The sequence below is a fragment of the Enterobacter sp. 148H3 genome (assembly GCF_034107425.1).
GTDB lineage: Bacteria > Pseudomonadota > Gammaproteobacteria > Enterobacterales > Enterobacteriaceae > Enterobacter > Enterobacter vonholyi.
The window spans coordinates 13,024-31,525 of record NZ_JAWNEI010000020.1 but is presented as its reverse complement, the minus strand read 5'-3'; the positions used below and the strand labels follow the sequence as shown (position 1 = coordinate 31,525).

Here is an 18,502-nt window from a genome sequence, read left to right as displayed (position 1 = left end):
AATATCTAAAATCATTCAACCCTGCGGTGACTTATAATTTCCCCAACAACGCAGGAGGGAATATGGAAGAAGGTTTCTATTGGATTCAGCACAACGGCAGGATTCAGGTTGCTTACTTCAGCAATGGCGTTACTGAAGATCTTGAGACGGGACTTACTTTTAATGGTATTTGGCATCTGACACAGGGTGACGACATCTGCGACAACGGAGAAGCTGAGGTGATTGAAGGCCCTCTCCCTCTACCATTTAGATGAATATATTCATCTGATTATGTGGCAGATTCTTCATACTGCACATATGCTTCTTAAGCATCCTGCGGAATGGATGTTTCTGAAAGCGTTTTTGTGGTGGATCCCCCTAAGCGGAGGGGCGGTTCAGCAGGACATTTCTCTAGAGTGTCCAACCAGCGCGCGGAAATGAATGCTGTGATCATTTCCACCGGGAGGCACCCGGCACCACTCCCTCAGTTATTGCCAACTTAGCTATTTATGCCTGCTTGTCCGAGCAGGTTTTTTTTTATTTCTCCCTTGTGTTTTGTAAGAGACCTCAGAGCTAAGAAAGGGTGCTAAACCTCAGTACGTGTTTTAGCAAAACGATCCTCGAAACATTACAAGCTCGTCTGAGACAAAAAAGCGCGGAGAACGACATCACTCCTCTCCGCAATAATAATTCCATCTTCTGCCCGATTGTCTTTCTTTTATCCACTTAAGCTAAAGTCATGCCTTAATGTAAATAATAACATTTTTAAACTATGTGGATAGTTAATTATTTTCTCATGTAAATGGCTCTTCTTAAGGATCCTTTAATTTTTTGCTTTCCTAGCTAGAAAGTAGCTACGGAAAGTAAAAATCATCACTAGGCTGTCGTTCGGCGGCCTTTTTTATTTCCTCCACCCAACACCCGCACAAAGCGAGGTGAGAGCATGTATCGCATGGACAAATTAACCACCGGCGCTGCATACGGCGCTTCAGCCGGCAGCATCCTAAACGGCATGCTGAATGCCTACAGTCCCGAACAGTGGAACGCTATCGGCGTGCTGGTGGGTATCATCATTGCAGTGATGACGTACCTGACAAATCTCTACTTCAAAATCCGCGAAGACAACCGCCGCAGCAGGAGCCGAGATGAACCCGACACTCAGGAATAAGCTGATGGGTGCCATTGTTGGCGGAGCCAGCGCAATCACTATTGCAGCTGTGATGCTGGGCAATGCGGATGGACTCGAAGGAAGACGCTATTACGCTTATCAAGACGTCGTTGGTGTCTGGACTGTTTGTGATGGACATACCGGGGCTGACGTTCGCCGCGGCCACCGTTACAGCGACAGAGAGTGTGACGCTATGCTGCAGTCCGATTTGCGTAAGGTTGCTGTAGCTATCGACCCGCTGATTAAAGTCCATGTTCCCGAAACCACTCGGGCCGCGCTTTACTCCTTCACCTATAACGTAGGAGCTGGAGCGTTTAGCAGATCGACGCTGCTGAAAAAATTAAATTCCGGCGACGTTCCGGGTGCATGCAAAGAACTGCAGCGCTGGACGTATGCCGGTGGCAAACAGTGGAAGGGGCTTATCACTCGGCGCGAGATTGAGCGTGAAGTTTGCGAGTGGGGCCAGAAATGAACCGATTAACAGCCATCATTTGCGCTGTCGTAATTTGTATGCTGGGTTCCATGGTCTGGGCGATTAATCACTACCGCGACAACGCCATCACATACAAAGACCAGCGCGATAAAGCCACCGAGAAGCTCAGCTTGGCAAACTCTACCATCAAAGATATGCAGACCCGGCAGCGAGATGTCGCTGCACTGGATGCTAAATACACGAAGGAATTAGCCGATGCGAAATCTCAGCTTGAAGATCTGCAGCGTTGCGTTAGCAATGGCAAGTGTGGGCTGCACGTCAACGCCAGATGTCCCGCGAACGGAACGGCCAGCACCAGCGGCATGGGCGATGCTACCGGCCCCCGACTTACTGACTCCGCTGAACGGGATTATTTCACCCTTAAAGAGAGAATCATCACAGTGACGAACCAAGTTGGATATTTACAGGGATACATCAACAACCAGTGTATGAAGTAGGGTGATATAACATAACGTTTTGCTTAAAAAGCGTGCTCAATTAAATCATGTGCTTACGGAAAAGTAGACAAAATGCAACGATTCAAGTATGTTTTTGGTATGTTGGTGTGAGTTGCAACCAATATTAGGAGCCTCGCTATCTGCGGGGCTTTTTTGTTTCCGCATTTCACTGCGCACCGCAGCGCATTCAAACCACGTCGAACCAAACCCTTTGAAATGAGCCTTTGAGGAAGTCAGTTAGTGCTGGCGAGCCTCGACGGGCTGATTTCCTATGCGGCAAAGGTTCATCTCAAAGAAAGGTACACGCTATGAATAATCCGTCAGTTATTCCGGCTTTCGATTTTCGTGAAATGGTCACGACTCTCGATAACAAGATAATCACCACATCAATCAAGGTGGCGAACTACTTTGGCAAGCGACACAAAGACGTTTTGCGCGCCATACGTAACCTGAAATGCTCTGATGATTTCACCAGGCGCAATTTTGCGCCCGTTGATTTCATTGATAAAAATGGTGATGTTCAGCCGATGTATAACATCACCCGAGACGGATGCATGATGCTCGTGATGGGGTTCACTGGAAAAACAGCTGCCGCAGTAAAGGAGTGCTACATCAATGCCTTTAACTGGATGGCGGAGCAACTGAGCCGAAGAGTTGCCATGGGGGAAGAAATGCAGCACCGCTACGCCATCAAAGAAACGCGATCAAAGCTGAAAGGCACGATCGGAAGCCGATTGATGAATGAGCGGAAGAAAGAGAAGAGCGTACTGAAGCTCGAACATGAGCACATCATGCAGGTAACGCAGCCTGAGTTGCTGATTCACTAAGCAGGCCATTACAAAGCCTACCTGCGGGTGGGCTTGAAAATGGCGAGCTGGTACAGATTCACAGGAAAAGCTTTTATCCGGTATTATGGGATTTCTTTAATAAAAGGAGAATTATCATGGGCTGGAAAAGAAATCCTTGGGCACATCTGTATCCATGGATACAATATTTAGATAAAGAAGGTTATAGCCAACAACAAATACTTGAAACCTTTGGGAAAAATCAGGCTACTCGAGCTGTAAACTTCGATGATCCTCAAGATGTGGCATTTTGCACAACTTTAGTACAGGATGCTCTTGGGTTGCTTCCTTCCAGGGAAATTGACAAATATATAGAGCCATCGGCTATCACTGGATTCACGCCGGTAAAATCCGCAGATGAAGGCTATCTGTACGAAGCCCACACTCCAGAAGGAGAAGATGACTTTTTGTTTTTGATTAACTTTGACGTATTCCCTGATGCAAAAAGTCAGGGTGATGTTGATAGAATTCTTCTCTCAATGCATCAGAAAGTATGCGATTTGCTGCTTCGTAAGTACCATACACAGCATCCGTATGGTATGAACGGCACAGATAAAGTAGCTTCAGCGCGTATTTTTAAAAGAGAACTGTGATTCTTTATGACATTCTGAAACCCCGCTCTGCCGGGGTTTTTATATGGCATGATTAAACGAGAATTTTTTATTATCCCTACAGAGCATAATCAACCAAATACCCCCACTAGCGGATAAAGAGGTTCTCAGTGCCCGACATCTACCAAATCACGCAAACCACCCAAACAGGCGAAACCTACACTTGACTGATAGAAAACCGCGAGCCTGAGCAGGTAGAATAGTTGTGCGGATTAGGGTATTTATAGAAAAATCATATGGTTATTTGGATAGGTTTGTAAGATCAGGACTGTGCAAAACCTCGTATGCCATTTGTCTTAGTGCTACATGGTTAGCGTTCACTATTTGGGTTTTTTTAAGAGTTTTGAGTCTTTCATCGAACGTTTCGAAAGTGCCTAAGGCTCCATCTTGAGATAAAGATTCATATAGAGGTTCTAGTTTCTCATCTACATGAGCACCTCCGTCATTGTTCGCCGCACCATCCATTATGTTATACCTTGATATCGGCTTGCCAGGTTCCAGGATATAGACGCATTCCTTCCACCAATCTTTTAGTGGTAAAAGCTTATTAACAGGACCATTGCCAAATGAAGGTTTGTATGAGGATTCACTGGACCCACCAATCTCGAAGATTCCCAGACCGTAATACTGTATGCAATTAGCCGCCAGTTCCTTTGGCATGCCTCCTGTACTGAGGAGGCGAAAATCACTTAACTGCACATTCAGATGCTTGAGCAGTGATGTACTCTTACTGCTTGAATAAAAAATGACCCGCAGACTAAGGGCAATTCGAAACGCTTCATGAGTTTTTCCTTTGTCGTAATTTTCACACGAGCTTTCAAGAAATGATATTTGCTCAATTAGCTTTTTCTTAAATCTATCCATCATCTTCACTCAAAATAGTTAGAAAAACGGTGTTCACCTACAAATAAGAAATGCTCGGTTGTGAGCACCTCGTTGAGGTGTGGAACTAATATCTCTTAATTGACAGATTTAAACTAGGGGTAGTTATGGCAAAACCGGACTGGGGCGAGCTTCAGCAACGGTTCCTGTCTGAACATGCCGCAACCGGCGTATCACCAAAGGAGTGGTGTAAAGCGCAGGAACTGAACTACGCTACCGCACGTCGATATATCAAAAAACCTTCTGCGCAAACTGCGCAAAAACCTGCGCAGAAAAAAATGCGCACTGCGCAGAAAGATAAAAGCGCAAATGAGCTGGTGGATGATGATGGACTTACCGCTCAGCAGCGCTTATTTGTCGCGGAGTACCTGAAGGACAACAACGCCACAGCCGCCGCTGCACGTGCTGGTTATAGTGACCCAAACTACGGTCGTCAGCTCATAGCGAATCCTAACGTTGCGCAGGCCATTGCGCAGCAGCAGAAAGCCTCCATTGTGCGCACGCTTGGCAGTGCCGATGAGGTCTTGGCCCAGATGTGGCAGCTCGCCACCTTCGATGCAAACCACCTTTCGCAGTATCGTCGCGGCGCGTGTCGTTACTGCTGGGGCTTCGGTCATCACTACCAGTGGCGCGATGCAGTTGAATTCGAAGAGAAAAGGCTCGAGGCTGTTGAGCGTGACAGACGTGAACCTGAAGATTCCGGCGGTTACGGCTATGACCATACCCGAGAGCCTAACCCAGAATGCCCGCGCTGCAATGGTGACGGCATTGGCCAGCCTTACTTCCCTGATACACGCAAACTCCCGGCAGCTTCTCGTCTCGCTTACTCTGGCGTGAAGGTCGGCAAAAATGGCGTCGAAATCACCGCAATCAGCCGCGAGCGGATGTTCGAAGCGGTCATGAAGCGCCTCGGCCTGGCGGATAGCGAATTCGCGCAGCGACTGCAGCAGATTGAAATCGAGCGCCGGCAGCTGGAGATTGAGAAACTCCGTAAAGAGCTGGCGGGTGATGGTGAGGACGACGAGCCAACCCCAGTTCAAATCAATATCAACGTAGTGGATGCGAGGGCAGACGATGGGGATCAGCCCGACACTTAACATTCCTCAGGCGCGCTTCCTCGCGATGCAGCACAAATTCAAAGCCTATGTTGCCGGGTTCGGTTCCGGTAAGACGTGGGTGGGTTGTGGCGGCATCTGTAAAGGGATGTGGGAGCACCCTAAAATCAACCAAGGTTATTTCGCGCCGACGTACCCGCAGATTCGTGACATCTTCTACCCGACGATTGAAGAGGTGGCCTTCGACTGGGGGCTGAGCGTCAAAATCAACGAGGGGAACAAAGAGGTTCACTTCTACGAGGGGCGACGGTACCGCGGGACAACAATCTGCCGTTCGATGGAGAAACCAGGCTCGATAGTCGGCTTCAAAATCGGTAACGCGATGGTGGATGAGCTGGACGTCATGGCGGCTGCCAAAGCGCAGCAGGCGTGGCGAAAAATTATCGCTCGTATGCGTTACAAGGTTGATGGGCTGCGTAATGGCATCGATGTAACGACGACGCCAGAAGGGTTCAAGTTCGTCTACCAGCAGTTCGTGAAGGCGGTACGTGAAAAGCCCCAACTGGCGGCCCTTTATGGGCTGATTCAGGCCAGCACTTTCGACAATGCGAAGAATCTACCGCCTGATTACATCCCATCGCTGCTGAGCTCTTACCCTGACGAATTAATTCAGGCATACCTGCGCGGAAAATTCACCAACCTTAACAGTGGGACCATTTACCACACCTTCAACCGCAAACTGAATAACTGTTCTGACGAGATTCAGGACGGGGATCCGCTATTTATTGGTATGGACTTCAACGTAGGGAAAATGGCCGCGATTGTTCACGTAAAGCGTAATGGCCTGCCGCGTGCGGTTCGTGAACTCGTGAACGTCTACGATACTCCGGCGATGATTAAGCGCATCCAGGAAGAGTTCTGGCGCTACGAGGATGGACGCTACGTGAAGAGCCGGGAGATTTACATCTATCCGGATGCCTCTGGTGACTCACGCAAATCGCAGAACGCCAGCAAGACCGATATTGCTCAGCTCAACGATGCCGGATTCAGCGTCATTGTTGATGATGCCAACCCGCCGGTTAAGGACCGTATCAACTCGATGAACGCCATGTTCTGTAACGCCAACGGCGAACGCCGCTATCTGGTGAACGTCCAGAACTGCCCGGTTTATACCGAAAGCCTCGAGCAGCAAATCTGGGCGGCCAATGGCGAACCGGATAAATCAGCAGACAACGATCACCCCAATGATGCTGGTGGGTACTTCATCGTGAAGGATTACCCGATCGTGAAACCGGCATATTCAATCACCATGGACACCACTTTCTGATATGGCAAATGACGACATCACCTGGGTTCGACCAGAACACCGGGCGGCTTCTGCTGCCTGGCGGAAATACAGGGACTTCTGCAAAGGAGCTGAGGCCGTAAAAGCGGCGGGTAATAAGTATCTGCCTTATCTCGATCCAACCGATAAATCCACACGCAATCGCAAGCGCAATGAGGACTACCTGAGCCGCGCGGTGTTCTATGCGATTGCCGGCAATACGAAGATCGGCATGCTTGGGATGGCGTATCGCAAGGACCCCACGTTTAATGGTCCTGAAAAGCTGAAGTACCTGCTGGACAATGCTGACGGGGCCGGAACCAGCATCTATCAGCAGTCACAGCTGGTGGCTGAGAACGTGCTGGAAGTTGCGCGTGAGGGGCTTTATGTCGATTACGCTGAAGCCTCCGATGAGGCGATCATCCTCCGCTACCCGGCAGAGAACATCATTAACTGGCGAACAAAGCGTATTAATGGGCGCGACCAATTGGTGCTGGTGGTCCTGCGCGAATGCGTAGAAGAGCCGGATGGTTTCGCTTACAAGGATGAAATCCAGTACCGCGAGCTGGCGCTGCAGGAAGGGAAGTTTATCTGCCGGGTATGGCGCCGGGCAGGTGGCACCGCAAGCGGAACCTACACAGTTGACAGTGAGTACCACCCTAAGCCCAAAGGGCACGACTACTGGGATGAAATCCCATTCACATTCGTTGGCGCCCAGAACAACGATCCCACAATTGATGATTCACCGCTGGCTGCGCTGGTGGAGATAAACCACGGCCATTACCGAAACAGCGCTGACTATGAAGACAGCGTATGGTTCTGTGGCCAGGTTCAGCCGTATATGACTGGGCTCGATACCGGCTGGCGCGATCACCTCGAGAAGAAGGGGGTGAAAATTGGTTCCCGATCACCGCTTTTACTTCCCAGGGAGGGCTCGTTTGGTTATGCCCAGGCGCAGCCGAACATGCTGGCTAAAGAGGCCATGGACAGTAAGCGCGATTACATGGTGCAGCTGGGCGCCCGACTGATTGAGCAGAACGCAACGGCGAAGACGGCAACGCAGGCGAGTGGAGAGCAAACTTCCTCGACATCGGTGCTCGGTATCTGCGTCTCAAACGTTTCTGAGGCCTATACGCTGGCGCTGGGATGGTGTGCGAAATACCTTGGCATTAAGGGTGAAACGACGAGTTACACCATCAATCAGGAATTCATAGCTAAGGTTGCCGAGTCGGGCATGGTGACGGCAATCGTCAATGCCTGGCAGTCCGGTGCGCTGCGCGATAGCGATATGATTCGCGCATTGCAGAAGCTTGACCTCATTGACCCGGCCGACAGTCCGGACGAGGTTATTGATGCACTTCGCAATCAGGCACCCACGATAACGGGAGGCTGATATGCCCACCATTAACGAAAGCCTGCGTGATGAGTCGATCGCACACTCTGTCTGGTTAAGCCGCTACGCCACCGGTGTGGCAAACCGGATGGTGAAGTTGCTTAACGAGACGGACGCTGACCTTTCGGCACGTCTACTGGATGCGCTGGACAGATTGCCTCCTGAGAGCTTCACCGTTAGCCGTCTGCAGAGTTTACTGGGCAGCGTGCGTGAACTTAACCATCAGGCCGTAGCCACCATGCAGGCAGGGCTCGAGAGTGAGCTGGTGGCGCTGGCAAAGAACGAAGCCAGTTATCAGCTGAGCCTGTTCGATTCCCTTCTGCCATCACAGGTCCTGTCTCACTATCCGTTGCAGGGCATCACCGCCGATATGGTGTATGCCGCGGCGATGGCGCAACCCTTTCAGGGGCGGCTGCTGAGTGAGTGGGCGGAGAATCTGGAATCGGACAGGCTGGCGCGTATCGTGAACGCCGTCCGCAGGGGGTATCTTGCTGGCGACACGGTAGAAACTATCGCGCGCAATGTTCGTGGCCATGCCTACAAAGACTATCGCGACGGGGCGCTGCAGATGAGCAGGGCAAACGCCGCCAGCATCGCTAAAACAGCTGTAAATCATCTGGCTGCCACAGCGCGCAACAGCTTCACCAGTGCCAACAGCGATATCGTGAAAGGCAAACAGTGGCTGTCTACACTGGACAATAAAACCAGCCACGACTGCATTATTCGTGACCTGCTGCGTTACACCCTGGATAACAAACCGGTCGGGCATAAGGTTCCCTACCTGCAGGGCCCCGGGAAAATTCATTTCTGCTGTCGTTCTACTGAAACCCTGATTCTCAAGTCGTGGCGCGAACTCGGCATCGATATCGACGAGATGGACGAGGGGACTCGTGCCAGCATGGATGGACAGGTACCGGGGAAAACTTCGTATCTGGAATGGCTCGCGCGCCAGCCAGCACAACGCCAGGATCAGGTTCTTGGTGCCGAGCGTGGCCGTTTGTTCCGCGCGGGTGAAATCTACCTAGCTGATATGTTCACTGACAAAGGTGAATGGATCAACCTGGAACGTCTGAAGCAGCTCTCAGGCACAGACAACTAACAACCACATCTTACTTCACGCCCTGGCATCCGCCGGGGCTTTTTTATGGGCGAGGCCCGGCAAAATCCCGAGGGGAAATTATGTTAATTCGAAACATGCTTCTGAAATTTTACGCACCTGAAAGCGGCGGTGAGGGCAGCGGTGGCGGTGGTATCGAAATCACCCCAGAAATCCAGAAGCTGATAGATGAGCGCGTGACCAACGAAGTCACTGGCCTGAAATCGAAAAACTCTGAGCTGCTGGGCACAATTAAGCAGCAGAAAGAAAACCTGTCCCGCTTTGAAGGTATCGATCCAGACGCTGTGGGCGGCATTCTCCAGCGTTTTTCCGACGACGAAGAGGCAAAGCTGATTGCCGCCGGAAAAATCGATGAGGTGCTTGATAAGCGCACCGAACGTCTGCGTGCTGACGTCGATAAGCAGATAAAAGCCGCAAACGAGCGCGCGGACAAAGCCGAAGCGTTCTCCAACAAATTCCGGGATCGAGTTCTGGGCGACGCAATCCGTGCCGCAGCGTCAAAAGCTGGTGCGCTGCCGGAAGCATCTGACGATCTGATTCTGCGTGCCAAAGGCACATTCCAGCTCAACGACGAAGGCGAGGCCGTAGCAGTTGATGCAAATGGCGATGTTCTGTTCGGTAAAGACGGCAAAACTCCACTAAGCCCGCTTGAGTGGGCGGAGTCTCTTAAGGAGACGGCTCCGCATCTGTTCCCACGCGCTGAAGGCACTGGCGCGGGCGGGCACAAGCCAAACGGTGGTGGCAGCCTGAAACGTTCCGAAATGAGCGCCAGCGACAAAGCGGACTACATCCGCAAGCATGGCCAGCAGGCCTTCCTCAAACTTCCGAAATAAGGGATTAACCCATGTCTACCACTGTTAATAGTGATCTGATCATTTATGACGACCTGGCGCAGACCGCTTTCCTTGAGCGACGACAGGATAACCTCGCAATCTTCAACGCCTCTTCCAACGGAGCGATCTTGCTGGATAACGAGCTGATTGAAGGGGATTTTCGTAAGCGTGCTTTCTACAAAGTTGGTGGTTCCATTGAATCGCGCAATGTGAACTCTGTCGATAAAGTTACAGGTAAAAAAATCGGTGCCGGTGAAGCGGTATCCGTTAAGGCGCCGTGGAAATACGGTCCATACGAAACTACAGAAGAAGCGTTCAAACGCCGCGGCCGCTCGGTTGACGAGTTCTCCGAAGTGATCGGCACTGATGTGGCTGACGCGACGCTGGAAGGCTACGTGAAATACGGCCTGAAGGCGTTAACGGCTGCTATTGGCGCCAACGCTGACATGGTGGTTACCGCCGATATTGAAACCGACGGTAAGAAGACCCTGACGCGCGGCCTGCGTAAGTACGGCGACAAGTTCAACCGTGTTGTGCTCTTCGTTATGCACTCCGCCACTTACTTCGACATCGTGGATGAGGCGATCGCCAATAAAATCTACGAAGAAGCGGGCGTGGTGGTTTACGGCGGGCAGCCAGGCACGCTGGGTAAACCTGTGCTGGTGACCGACACCATGGACGCTGATGCGATCCTTGGGCTGGTGGCTGGTGCGGTTACCGTCACCGAGTCTCAGGCGCCGGGCTTCCGTTCCTACGATATCAACGATCAGGAAAACCTTGCGGTTGGCTATCGTGCTGAAGGCGTGGTGAACGTTGATCTGCTGGGCTACAGCTGGGATACCGCCAAAGGTGATAACCCTGACCTGACCGCCATCGGCACTGCTGGCAACTGGAAGAAACACTTCACCAGCAACAAATCTACGGCAGGCGTGCTGATCAAACTGGAATCCGCGGTGGGGGAGTAACGCTGTCAGCGGATAAAACCTCCGCAACTGCTGACAGCACAGACGCGGTAACTGTTTCTCTAAAGTACACGCTGAATGGCTCCGGTGTATCCGGTAAAACCGTCGCGTGGACGTCCACAGGTGGCACGCTTAGCACGGCCAGTTCTCAGACTGGATCAGCTGGTGGTGCAACGGTGAAACTCACATCAGACGCAGCTGGAACCTTCACGGTAACCGGTACTGTAGATGGAGTGGCGAAAACCACTGAAGAGATCACCTTCACTGCGCCTTCCGGGGAATAACGAATGGGGCGAAAGCCCCATAAACAGGATGATTCGATGGTCAATACCGATATCACCTCTCCTGATGCCAACAGCTACGCCAGTGAAGAGGATCTTGCCTCATTTGCGGAAATACGCGGCATTGAACTGCCTGACAAGCTCACACCTTTGTTGATTAAGGCCATGGATTACCTGGACGGTCTGGACTGGGTTGGCTCAAAAGCTGACCCGAGACAGGCTCTGGCATGGCCACGCGTGAATGTCGTTCTGGATGAACATGATTTCCCGCCGGATGAAGTTCCACGGCAGGTTATAACCGCACAGTGCATGCTGGCGGTAGAGGCAATCGACGGCGATTTACTCTCCAGCGTTCGCGAAGCCGCTGTGAAAACTGAACGTGTGGAAGGTGCTGTCACCATGACCTATGCGGTCGCAGATGGTGAAGTCTTCACGCCGTCCTATCCTGCCGTTATGGCGCTGCTGGGTGACCTCGCTGGTGGTCGTGGTTACGCCATCAATGCATTTGCTGAGAGGGCCTGATATGGCGATTGATTACCAACGCATGCAGGCCAGAACGACCCGCATGCTCAAGCAGAACGGCGCGACGTACAACGTCACCCGTAAAGGCTCGGTAGCGGTTATCGGCGGCGTTGAGCATAAAACTGAAACGGTCCGTTTTACTGCTGTGGGCGTGAAGACCGAATACGCGCCAGGCGAAATTGATGGAACGGTCATCGTTAACGGCGACGTGCAGATTGTTTTTACGTCAGAGCAGGAAATTGAAATCGGCGATGTGGTTGATATTGACGGCACAGCCTACCGTGTTGTCAAACCGAACCCGGCAAAACCTGCCGTGCTGGTGCTCTGCTACAAAGCGCAACTGAGGGCTTAGCATGGGCGAGAACGCAGCTTTCCTGGCTGAAATCACGGCTTTCGTTAATAAGGCGAAAACGAATCAGGAAGCAGTGGTGCGCGCCGTCGGAATCAAAATTCTTAACCAACTGGTGTTGATGTCCCCAGTGGGCAACCCGGAGTTGTGGGAAGTTAACCAGACAGCCGTTTCCTATAATCGCGCTGTTTACGACCACAACGAGGCGCAGCGGGCCAATCCCGATAACCTGACCAAAACCGGGCGACTGAAGAAAAAAGCCCGGGTGGTGGATGGGATGGATATCAAAGCACCGCCGGGGTATACGGGCGGACGCTTTCGCGGTAACTGGCAGGTGTCCTTTGATGCGCCAACGACTGACGAGACAGGCCGGGTTGATAAGACAGGTGATCTGACAAAAGCGGCCGGGAACTACACGCTGTCGCTCTTCAAAGTCGGGATGAAGGCCATTTATTTCTGCAACAACGTGCCCTATGCCTACCCGCTTGAAATGGGGCATTCCACACAGGCTCCGGGCGGCATGGTCCGCATAACTGCAGCTGAGTTTCAACGCTTCTTTGAGGAAGCTGTCAGGGAGGTGACTAAGTGATTCCTGATATTGCATCTGCACTGGCCGCCAGACTGGGTGCCTGGGCTGATGCCGAGGGCATTTTGGTTGCATGGGAGAACGTGCCGTTTACACCTCCTGCTAACGAGATGTACCTGGCCGTTCACGATATGCCCGTTACGCCGCGAACAATCGATCTCGGCTTGCGCTGCCGGACTTATTCTGGCGTGTACCAGATTAATATCGTGGCGCCAGCCGGCTCCGGCCGTACCTCCGTCGTTGCCCTGGCGAGCAGAGTGGCGGATTTGTTCCCCGAGGGGCAGGAAATTGCAGGCAAAGACTTTACCTGCTGGATTAGCAGCGCGCCTGGCATATTCCGCGGCGTCCCTACACCTGTGTCCTACACCGTTCCTGTCAGCCTGAATTATCGGGCAGACATTACCAGCTGATTCCCCTCTGATGTCCCACAACTGACCGGCCTTGAGCCGGTTTTCCCGTTTCTGAAGGAGAAACCATTATGGGCTTTGCATTGCCTAACGGCGCTCATGTTTATCTGGCGTCGGGCTACGGCCCGGCCATTACTTTCACCGGGGCGACGAACGCCGAAAATATGGTGATCACCGTGAGTGAAGCGGACGCTCTCAAGGTAGGTGATATTGTTCATGTGAACTGCAACTGGTCCGGTGTTGATAACGTCATCGCAAAAATTGATGCAATTGCCGAAAGCGCCGTAACTCTTCGCAATATCAATACCACCAACAAAAACAAATATGCCGCTGGTGGCGGTACCGGTTCGATCCGCAAGGTACTTGAATGGACCGAGCTGCCGCAAATTACTGAGGTGTCGAAATCTGGTGGCGATCAGAACACCACACAGATTCAGTTCCTCAGCGATGATCGCCAGCGCAACCTGAATACCTATAAATCCGCTGTCTCTCAGACCTACTCGATCGCTCACGACTCAACTCTCCCGGTATATCCATTGCTGCGCCAGCTGGATGAAGACGAAGAGACCGTGGCGGCTTACATGTACGTACCGAAGGCGAAGGAGAACCGTTACTGGGCGGCCACGGCGTCCTTTGACGATACGCCAACTACTGCGGTTAACGAGGTAGAGACAGTAAGTGTGGTGCTGAACCTGCAGTCACCGGCGATGACGTTCTACAAACTGACTGACGCTGCCGCCTGACCCGTCAGAGCTTTCACTATTCCATGCCTCCCATCACGGAGGCTTTTTTTCGTTAAGAGGTATCGATGGCGACCAAATTCACCCTTCAGCCCAAACCTACATTCAAGGCCAATGTCTCGATCCCCCGCGCTGGCGATGAGGATGGCGTGCTGACGTTCACGTTCAACCACAAGCCACTTAAAGAACTGGCTGACCTCGAAAAACTCGAAGGTAAAACCGCCACTGATTTTCTGATGGAAATCATTGCTGGCTGGGCACTTCCCGACGCATTCAACGCGGAAAACCTTTCGGTGCTGCTCGAGAACTATCCGGCGGCGATGAAGGCCATCCCGGAAACCTACTATCGAGAGCTGATGGGGCAGCGCGAAAAAAACTGATAGCGGTTGCCTCTGCGTTCTATACGCCTGAACCCACAGCGGCAGACCTGGCGCCTTACGGGCTTACGCCGGATGACTATGACGATCAATACATCGACGTCTGGCCAGATGTATGGCCTTCATTCCTGGTGTTTCAGGCTGTCAGTACGCAGTGGCGCACGGGTATGGGAGGCGCATTAGGGCTTGATTATAACGTGCTGCCCTGGGTGATGCGCCTGCACCACGTCGACGACGAGGCAACCGCGCTTTCTGATATCCGGGTGATGGAAAGTGCTGCGCTAAAAATTATGCATAAAGAGAGGGCGGAATGAGTAACGATATCGCCACGATTTCCCTGCGTGTAAATACCAGTGAGCTGGAGCGTGGTAACCAGGCACTGGATCGCTTTCAGGAGACCGCGTCCGCCGCGGCAGGTAAAGCGGATGACTTGAACAGTACGTTCCGTACCGGTATCGATAACCAAAAGAAAAACAGTGAAAGCCTGAAGCAACAGCGCCAGGAGCTGCAGAACCTGCTGAATAAAATCAGCCCGGTCAACAAGGCGCTGGATGAACTGGACACGATCCAGGAGAGCCTGGCGAAGTTTCGCGGTAAAGGGCTGGTAGGGGATGAAGACTTTACTCGCTACAACAGCGTGCTTGAGACGACCCGAGCTAAACTGGCGCAGGTCATGGAGTCTGAGACCGCAGAGGGGCGGGCTCGCATTGAACAGGCACAGGCAGCGCAGCGCGCAGCTGCAGCGGGCAAAACCTTTATCGATTCGCTGGAAGAGCAGGTCACAGCAATCGGGAAAACGCGCGCAGAACTGTTAGAGCTAAAAGCAGCCCAACTTGGCGTGTCCGATCGTGCTGCACCGATGATCGCCAGACTGAAAGAGCAGGAAGAAGCGTGGAAGTCAGGAGCGATCAGCGCGGGGCAATACCGCAACGCGATGCGTTATCTTCCAATGCAAATGACCGACATCGTAACTTCATTAGCGTCCGGTATGCCAGTTTATATGGTAGCCATTCAGCAGGGCGGCCAGCTGCGCGATTCGTTTGGCGGTGTAGGCAATGCTCTGAAAGCGATGTTGTCGATGGTGACTCCTGCCCGAGTGGCCATTGGTGGTCTGGCAGGTGCTGTTCTGATTGCTGCAAAAGCGGGAGCGGACTACTTCACAGCCTACGACGAAATTAACAAGGCCATTATCAGGACAGGCAACATTGCAGGCACGTCAGCGCTCCAGGTTATGGCTTCCTCTCAGTCGATTGCTGCCTCTACTGGCGCTACTGTAGAAACCGTTCAGAGTCTTATGACTGAACTGATTAGCATGGGCTCGCTCACACAGCAGCAGCTCGAAAAAGCGGCGGGCTCTGCGGCACTTGCAGTTCAAACCGGTATTGTGTCGGCGCAGGACATCACCAAGGCATATCAGGATATTGAAAAGGATCCGGTTAAAGCCCTTCAGAGTCTAAACGAACAATACAACTTCCTGACTGTTTCGCAGCTTAAGCACATCGATGAGCTGGTGAAGCAGAAGGACCAGACTGCTGCAGTTACACAGGCCATGGATTTGTTTGGCGACACAATGGCTGAGCGCGGAGAGCAGGCTTATGACTCGCTGACACCGTTTGGTCGCCTGTGGCTGGATATCAAAGACTGGGCATCTGAGGCCATGCAGAATATCGGTCAGTGGGTAGCAGAGCTGGCATCAAACACACTGAAGGAATTCAACGCAATTTATTACAGCGTAGCGATCGTTTTCCAGAAGCTGAACCAGATCATTTCTTCCTCTATCGCGGCTGCGATTAATCTCATTCCCGACTGGGCGAAAACGGATACTTTGCAGGGATGGCAGGACTATAACGAACAAATGGCCAGCGCTTATGGCGACAGCGTCTCTCAGTTGAAAAAAGACTGGGATGCCGCTGATATCAGTGCAGGTAAATACCTCGATACGACCAGAAAGATAAGTACTGCAACCACCCAGAAGGATCGGGAAGAGGTTGCTGCTTTTGGCAAAAAGACGAAAACCGGAAAGCAGGGCACTTTATCGGCTGGCGATCGCAGCACGGATGCTGCCCAGGCCGAGCTGCTGGCGCTTCAGGCACAGTTACGCGCGCTGCAGCAGCATAAAGGGCTGAACGACACTATCAGCCAGCAGCGCAAAGATCTGTGGACGACTGAAGCGAAATTTCAGGTGCTGGAGGAGGACTCGCGTTCACGTTCACTTACAAAGCAGGAGAAATCCCTGCTGGCGAGTAAAGACCAGGTGCTTCAGTTGGCACGGCAGAAAGCCCTGTTAGGTGATCAGATTACCGCACAGGAACAGCTGAACAAGCGAATGGATACCTCGCAGAAATACGTCACTCAGATTGCAGAGAAGCAGGCTGCATTAGTGAACGGTTCCGGGATGAGTGACCGTCAGGCACAACGTGAACTCGCGAAAAGTCAGCTTGCCGCTGGCTGGAAGAATGCTGGAGGTTCGCTTGATGATGAGGGATACCAGAAACAGCTTAAAGCGGCGAATGATTACTATGATGCAGAGGACAGGTTACGTGGCGACTGGCTGACCGGTGCGAAAAAGGGCTGGGTTGAATTTGAGGACAGCGCGACCGATGTTTACTCGCAGGTTCAGACGATTACCAGTAATGCTTTCACCGGGATGGCCAGCACCCTGACTGATTTCTTCAGCACCGGTAAATCTAACTTCTCAGACTTCCTGACTACCTTCCTGAAGGGCATCGCCCAGATGCTGACGCAACTGGCCCTGGTTAATGCAATGAAGTCAGCCTTTGGTGGAACGGGTATCGGCGCGTTCTTTGGTTTCTCAGGTGGTGGTTTGGTCCCCGGTTTTGATGGAGGCGGCTACACGGGAGATGGCGGTAAATACCAACCGAAAGGCGTGGTACACGGCGGTGAGTTTGTTTTTACGAAGGAAGCGACAAGTGTATTAGGTGTCGGCAATCTCTATGCCCTTATGCGTGGAGCTCAGGGGTATGCAAACGGCGGTTATGTTGGCACAGCCCCGATGTATGGGCTGCAATCTTCGGCAACTGGCGGCGTAACCGTTCAAACGTCCGTGATCGTTCTTAACCAGAACACTCAGCAGCAGGCTTCTGATGACAGTGACGCCATTTCTCGGGCTTACAAGCAGACCATTGATCAGTCAGTACGCGCAGGTATAGCCAAACAGCTCCAGCCTGGAGGTCTCATCTGGAATGCAACGAAATCAAGATAAAGTGCCTCCGCAGATTTTGCCGTTATGCCAATTCCTGATAGGATTAATCTCAATTTTTACTGATGGAATAGGGACATGAAAAAAATTGTAGGTGTGTTATTTCTTTCCTTCTTATTAGCCGGGTGCGATAAACCTAAAATTGACTCATCAACTGATGACGCAATGAAATCATCTATAGCCAAGGTCAGAGAATCACTTCCGGAAAATAAACGGGAGGAATTTGATAATGCTTTAAAGGTCGTAGCGTTCAGTAACATTAATATGGCTGATCTGATGCGAGCATCGTCAGAAAGTGACAAAGAAGATCTAAGCAAGAAGATGCGCGAGCCCCTGTCTGGCAAAACTGGAGAGGAAATCATCTCTTATGCTCAGCAAGTAACTGCCGAGAGGGAACTTAAGCAGAAAGAGCAGGCTATTCAGGAAATCAAAGAACTTGAACAGAAAAAAGCTGACTCTGAGAAGGCCAAAGAAGAACTCAAAAAAGTACAGGTTCTATCATCTCGATTTAGCCTGGAACCTGAAGAGTATGGGAAGCCACAACCTATTATTCGCCTTGTTGTGAAAAACAATACAGATAAAGCTATTTCCCGTGTGTACTTCAATGGAGTGATAGCCAGCGATGGACGTTCAGTTCCATGGCTGGAAAAAGATTTTAACTACGAAATTGCTGGCGGGCTTGAACCGGGTGAAGAAGCTACTTGGGCATTGGCTCCGAATAAGTTTTCTGAATGGGGCCAAGTTGATGCTCCAGCTGATGCGGTCTTCACAGTTACAGTAACGAGAGTAAATGGTGCAAATAAAGAAGCGATGTTTGATGCTTCTGGCTTTACAGAGCAAGAAAACAGCAGGCTTGAAGATTTAAAGAAAAGATACCTTTGAGCTGACGTATCTAGTTAACCCGCTTCGGCGGGTTTTTTT

General features: G+C 51.6%; 23 protein-coding genes. 22 read left to right on the top strand and 1 reads right to left on the bottom strand.

The window, feature by feature from the left end; genetic code table 11:
* Window positions 1-62: 62 nt before the first annotated feature.
* The 6 genes from USH94_RS20730 to USH94_RS20705 all read left to right on the top strand — a co-directional run bounded on the left by USH94_RS20730 (window position 63) and on the right by USH94_RS20705 (window position 3,515).
* On the top strand, window positions 63-254 hold the full coding sequence (locus USH94_RS20730; protein ID WP_047958756.1) for a hypothetical protein: 192 nt from the start codon (window positions 63-65) through the stop codon (window positions 252-254).
* A 668-nt stretch (window positions 255-922) separates the two neighbouring features.
* Window positions 923-1,147 carry a class II holin family protein gene (locus USH94_RS20725; protein WP_111965018.1) on the top strand — a complete coding sequence of 75 codons (225 nt, stop codon included), beginning with the start codon at window positions 923-925 and terminating at the stop codon, window positions 1,145-1,147.
* Window positions 1,125-1,619 carry a lysozyme gene (locus tag USH94_RS20720; protein WP_111965019.1) on the top strand — a complete coding sequence of 165 codons (495 nt, stop codon included), beginning with the start codon at window positions 1,125-1,127 and terminating at the stop codon, window positions 1,617-1,619. The genes USH94_RS20725 and USH94_RS20720 overlap by 23 nt, the downstream gene beginning before the upstream one ends.
* Entirely contained in the window at window positions 1,616-2,077 is a 462-nt protein-coding gene (locus USH94_RS20715) for a lysis protein (RefSeq protein WP_111965020.1), read from the top strand. The genes USH94_RS20720 and USH94_RS20715 overlap by 4 nt, the downstream gene beginning before the upstream one ends.
* A 308-nt stretch (window positions 2,078-2,385) precedes the next feature.
* Complete coding sequence (locus USH94_RS20710) at window positions 2,386-2,904, top strand: Rha family transcriptional regulator (protein WP_111965021.1); 519 nt, start codon at window positions 2,386-2,388, stop codon at window positions 2,902-2,904.
* Between the two features lie 116 nt (window positions 2,905-3,020).
* On the top strand, window positions 3,021-3,515 hold the full coding sequence (locus USH94_RS20705) for a hypothetical protein (RefSeq protein ID WP_111965022.1): 495 nt from the start codon (window positions 3,021-3,023) through the stop codon (window positions 3,513-3,515).
* Between the two features lie 258 nt (window positions 3,516-3,773).
* On the opposite strand, the gene USH94_RS20700 is transcribed toward USH94_RS20705, so the two are convergent.
* The gene (locus USH94_RS20700; RefSeq protein WP_111965023.1) at window positions 3,774-4,400 is read right to left on the bottom strand and encodes a hypothetical protein; all 627 of its coding nucleotides are present in this window, start codon (window positions 4,398-4,400) and stop codon (window positions 3,774-3,776) included.
* A 122-nt stretch (window positions 4,401-4,522) separates the two neighbouring features.
* On the opposite strand from USH94_RS20700, the gene USH94_RS20695 reads away from it, so the two are divergent.
* The 16 genes from USH94_RS20695 (at window position 4,523) to USH94_RS20620 (ending at window position 18,463) form a co-directional block, all read left to right on the top strand.
* Window positions 4,523-5,512 (top strand): terminase small subunit, encoded by a 990-nt coding sequence (locus tag USH94_RS20695; protein ID WP_111965024.1) that lies wholly within the window; start codon window positions 4,523-4,525, stop codon window positions 5,510-5,512.
* The gene (locus tag USH94_RS20690) at window positions 5,490-6,797 is read left to right on the top strand and encodes a terminase large subunit domain-containing protein (RefSeq protein WP_111965025.1); all 1,308 of its coding nucleotides are present in this window, start codon (window positions 5,490-5,492) and stop codon (window positions 6,795-6,797) included. Before USH94_RS20695 ends, USH94_RS20690 begins: the two co-directional genes overlap by 23 nt.
* A 1-nt stretch (window position 6,798) precedes the next feature.
* Window positions 6,799-8,187, top strand: a complete 1,389-nt coding sequence (locus USH94_RS20685; protein ID WP_111965026.1) for a DUF4055 domain-containing protein — start codon at window positions 6,799-6,801, stop codon at window positions 8,185-8,187.
* Window position 8,188: 1 nt separating this feature from the next.
* Window positions 8,189-9,286, top strand: coding sequence for a phage minor head protein (locus USH94_RS20680; RefSeq protein WP_111965027.1), 1,098 nt, complete (start codon window positions 8,189-8,191; stop codon window positions 9,284-9,286).
* Window positions 9,287-9,366: 80 nt separating this feature from the next.
* Window positions 9,367-10,137 carry a hypothetical protein gene (locus USH94_RS20675; protein ID WP_111965028.1) on the top strand — a complete coding sequence of 257 codons (771 nt, stop codon included), beginning with the start codon at window positions 9,367-9,369 and terminating at the stop codon, window positions 10,135-10,137.
* An 11-nt stretch (window positions 10,138-10,148) separates the two neighbouring features.
* Window positions 10,149-11,102, top strand: a complete 954-nt coding sequence (locus USH94_RS20670) for a major capsid protein (RefSeq protein ID WP_111965029.1) — start codon at window positions 10,149-10,151, stop codon at window positions 11,100-11,102.
* Complete coding sequence (locus tag USH94_RS20665; RefSeq protein ID WP_159427013.1) at window positions 11,027-11,383, top strand: Ig-like domain-containing protein; 357 nt, start codon at window positions 11,027-11,029, stop codon at window positions 11,381-11,383. The genes USH94_RS20670 and USH94_RS20665 overlap by 76 nt, the downstream gene beginning before the upstream one ends.
* Window positions 11,384-11,419: 36 nt before the next feature.
* Window positions 11,420-11,902 carry a DnaT-like ssDNA-binding protein gene (locus USH94_RS20660; RefSeq protein ID WP_111965030.1) on the top strand — a complete coding sequence of 161 codons (483 nt, stop codon included), beginning with the start codon at window positions 11,420-11,422 and terminating at the stop codon, window positions 11,900-11,902.
* Between the two features lies 1 nt (window position 11,903).
* Window positions 11,904-12,254 (top strand): hypothetical protein, encoded by a 351-nt coding sequence (locus tag USH94_RS20655; protein ID WP_111965031.1) that lies wholly within the window; start codon window positions 11,904-11,906, stop codon window positions 12,252-12,254.
* Between the two features lies 1 nt (window position 12,255).
* Window positions 12,256-12,840 carry a hypothetical protein gene (locus USH94_RS20650; RefSeq protein ID WP_111965032.1) on the top strand — a complete coding sequence of 195 codons (585 nt, stop codon included), beginning with the start codon at window positions 12,256-12,258 and terminating at the stop codon, window positions 12,838-12,840.
* Window positions 12,837-13,247, top strand: coding sequence for a DUF4128 domain-containing protein (locus tag USH94_RS20645; RefSeq protein WP_111965033.1), 411 nt, complete (start codon window positions 12,837-12,839; stop codon window positions 13,245-13,247). The genes USH94_RS20650 and USH94_RS20645 overlap by 4 nt, the downstream gene beginning before the upstream one ends.
* 68 nt (window positions 13,248-13,315) lie before the next feature.
* Window positions 13,316-13,987, top strand: coding sequence for a phage tail protein (locus USH94_RS20640; RefSeq protein WP_111965034.1), 672 nt, complete (start codon window positions 13,316-13,318; stop codon window positions 13,985-13,987).
* 65 nt (window positions 13,988-14,052) lie between these two features.
* Window positions 14,053-14,364 carry a phage tail assembly chaperone gene (locus USH94_RS20635; RefSeq protein ID WP_024907206.1) on the top strand — a complete coding sequence of 104 codons (312 nt, stop codon included), beginning with the start codon at window positions 14,053-14,055 and terminating at the stop codon, window positions 14,362-14,364.
* Window positions 14,256-14,675 (top strand): DUF1799 domain-containing protein, encoded by a 420-nt coding sequence (locus USH94_RS20630; RefSeq protein WP_320731330.1) that lies wholly within the window; start codon window positions 14,256-14,258, stop codon window positions 14,673-14,675. The genes USH94_RS20635 and USH94_RS20630 overlap by 109 nt, the downstream gene beginning before the upstream one ends.
* Window positions 14,672-17,584 (top strand): phage tail tape measure protein, encoded by a 2,913-nt coding sequence (locus tag USH94_RS20625; protein WP_111965036.1) that lies wholly within the window; start codon window positions 14,672-14,674, stop codon window positions 17,582-17,584. Before USH94_RS20630 ends, USH94_RS20625 begins: the two co-directional genes overlap by 4 nt.
* Window positions 17,585-17,659: 75 nt before the next feature.
* A complete protein-coding gene (locus tag USH94_RS20620; protein ID WP_073001225.1) occupies window positions 17,660-18,463 on the top strand; it encodes a DUF6694 family lipoprotein in 804 nt (267 codons plus the stop codon).
* Window positions 18,464-18,502: the final 39 nt, after the last annotated feature.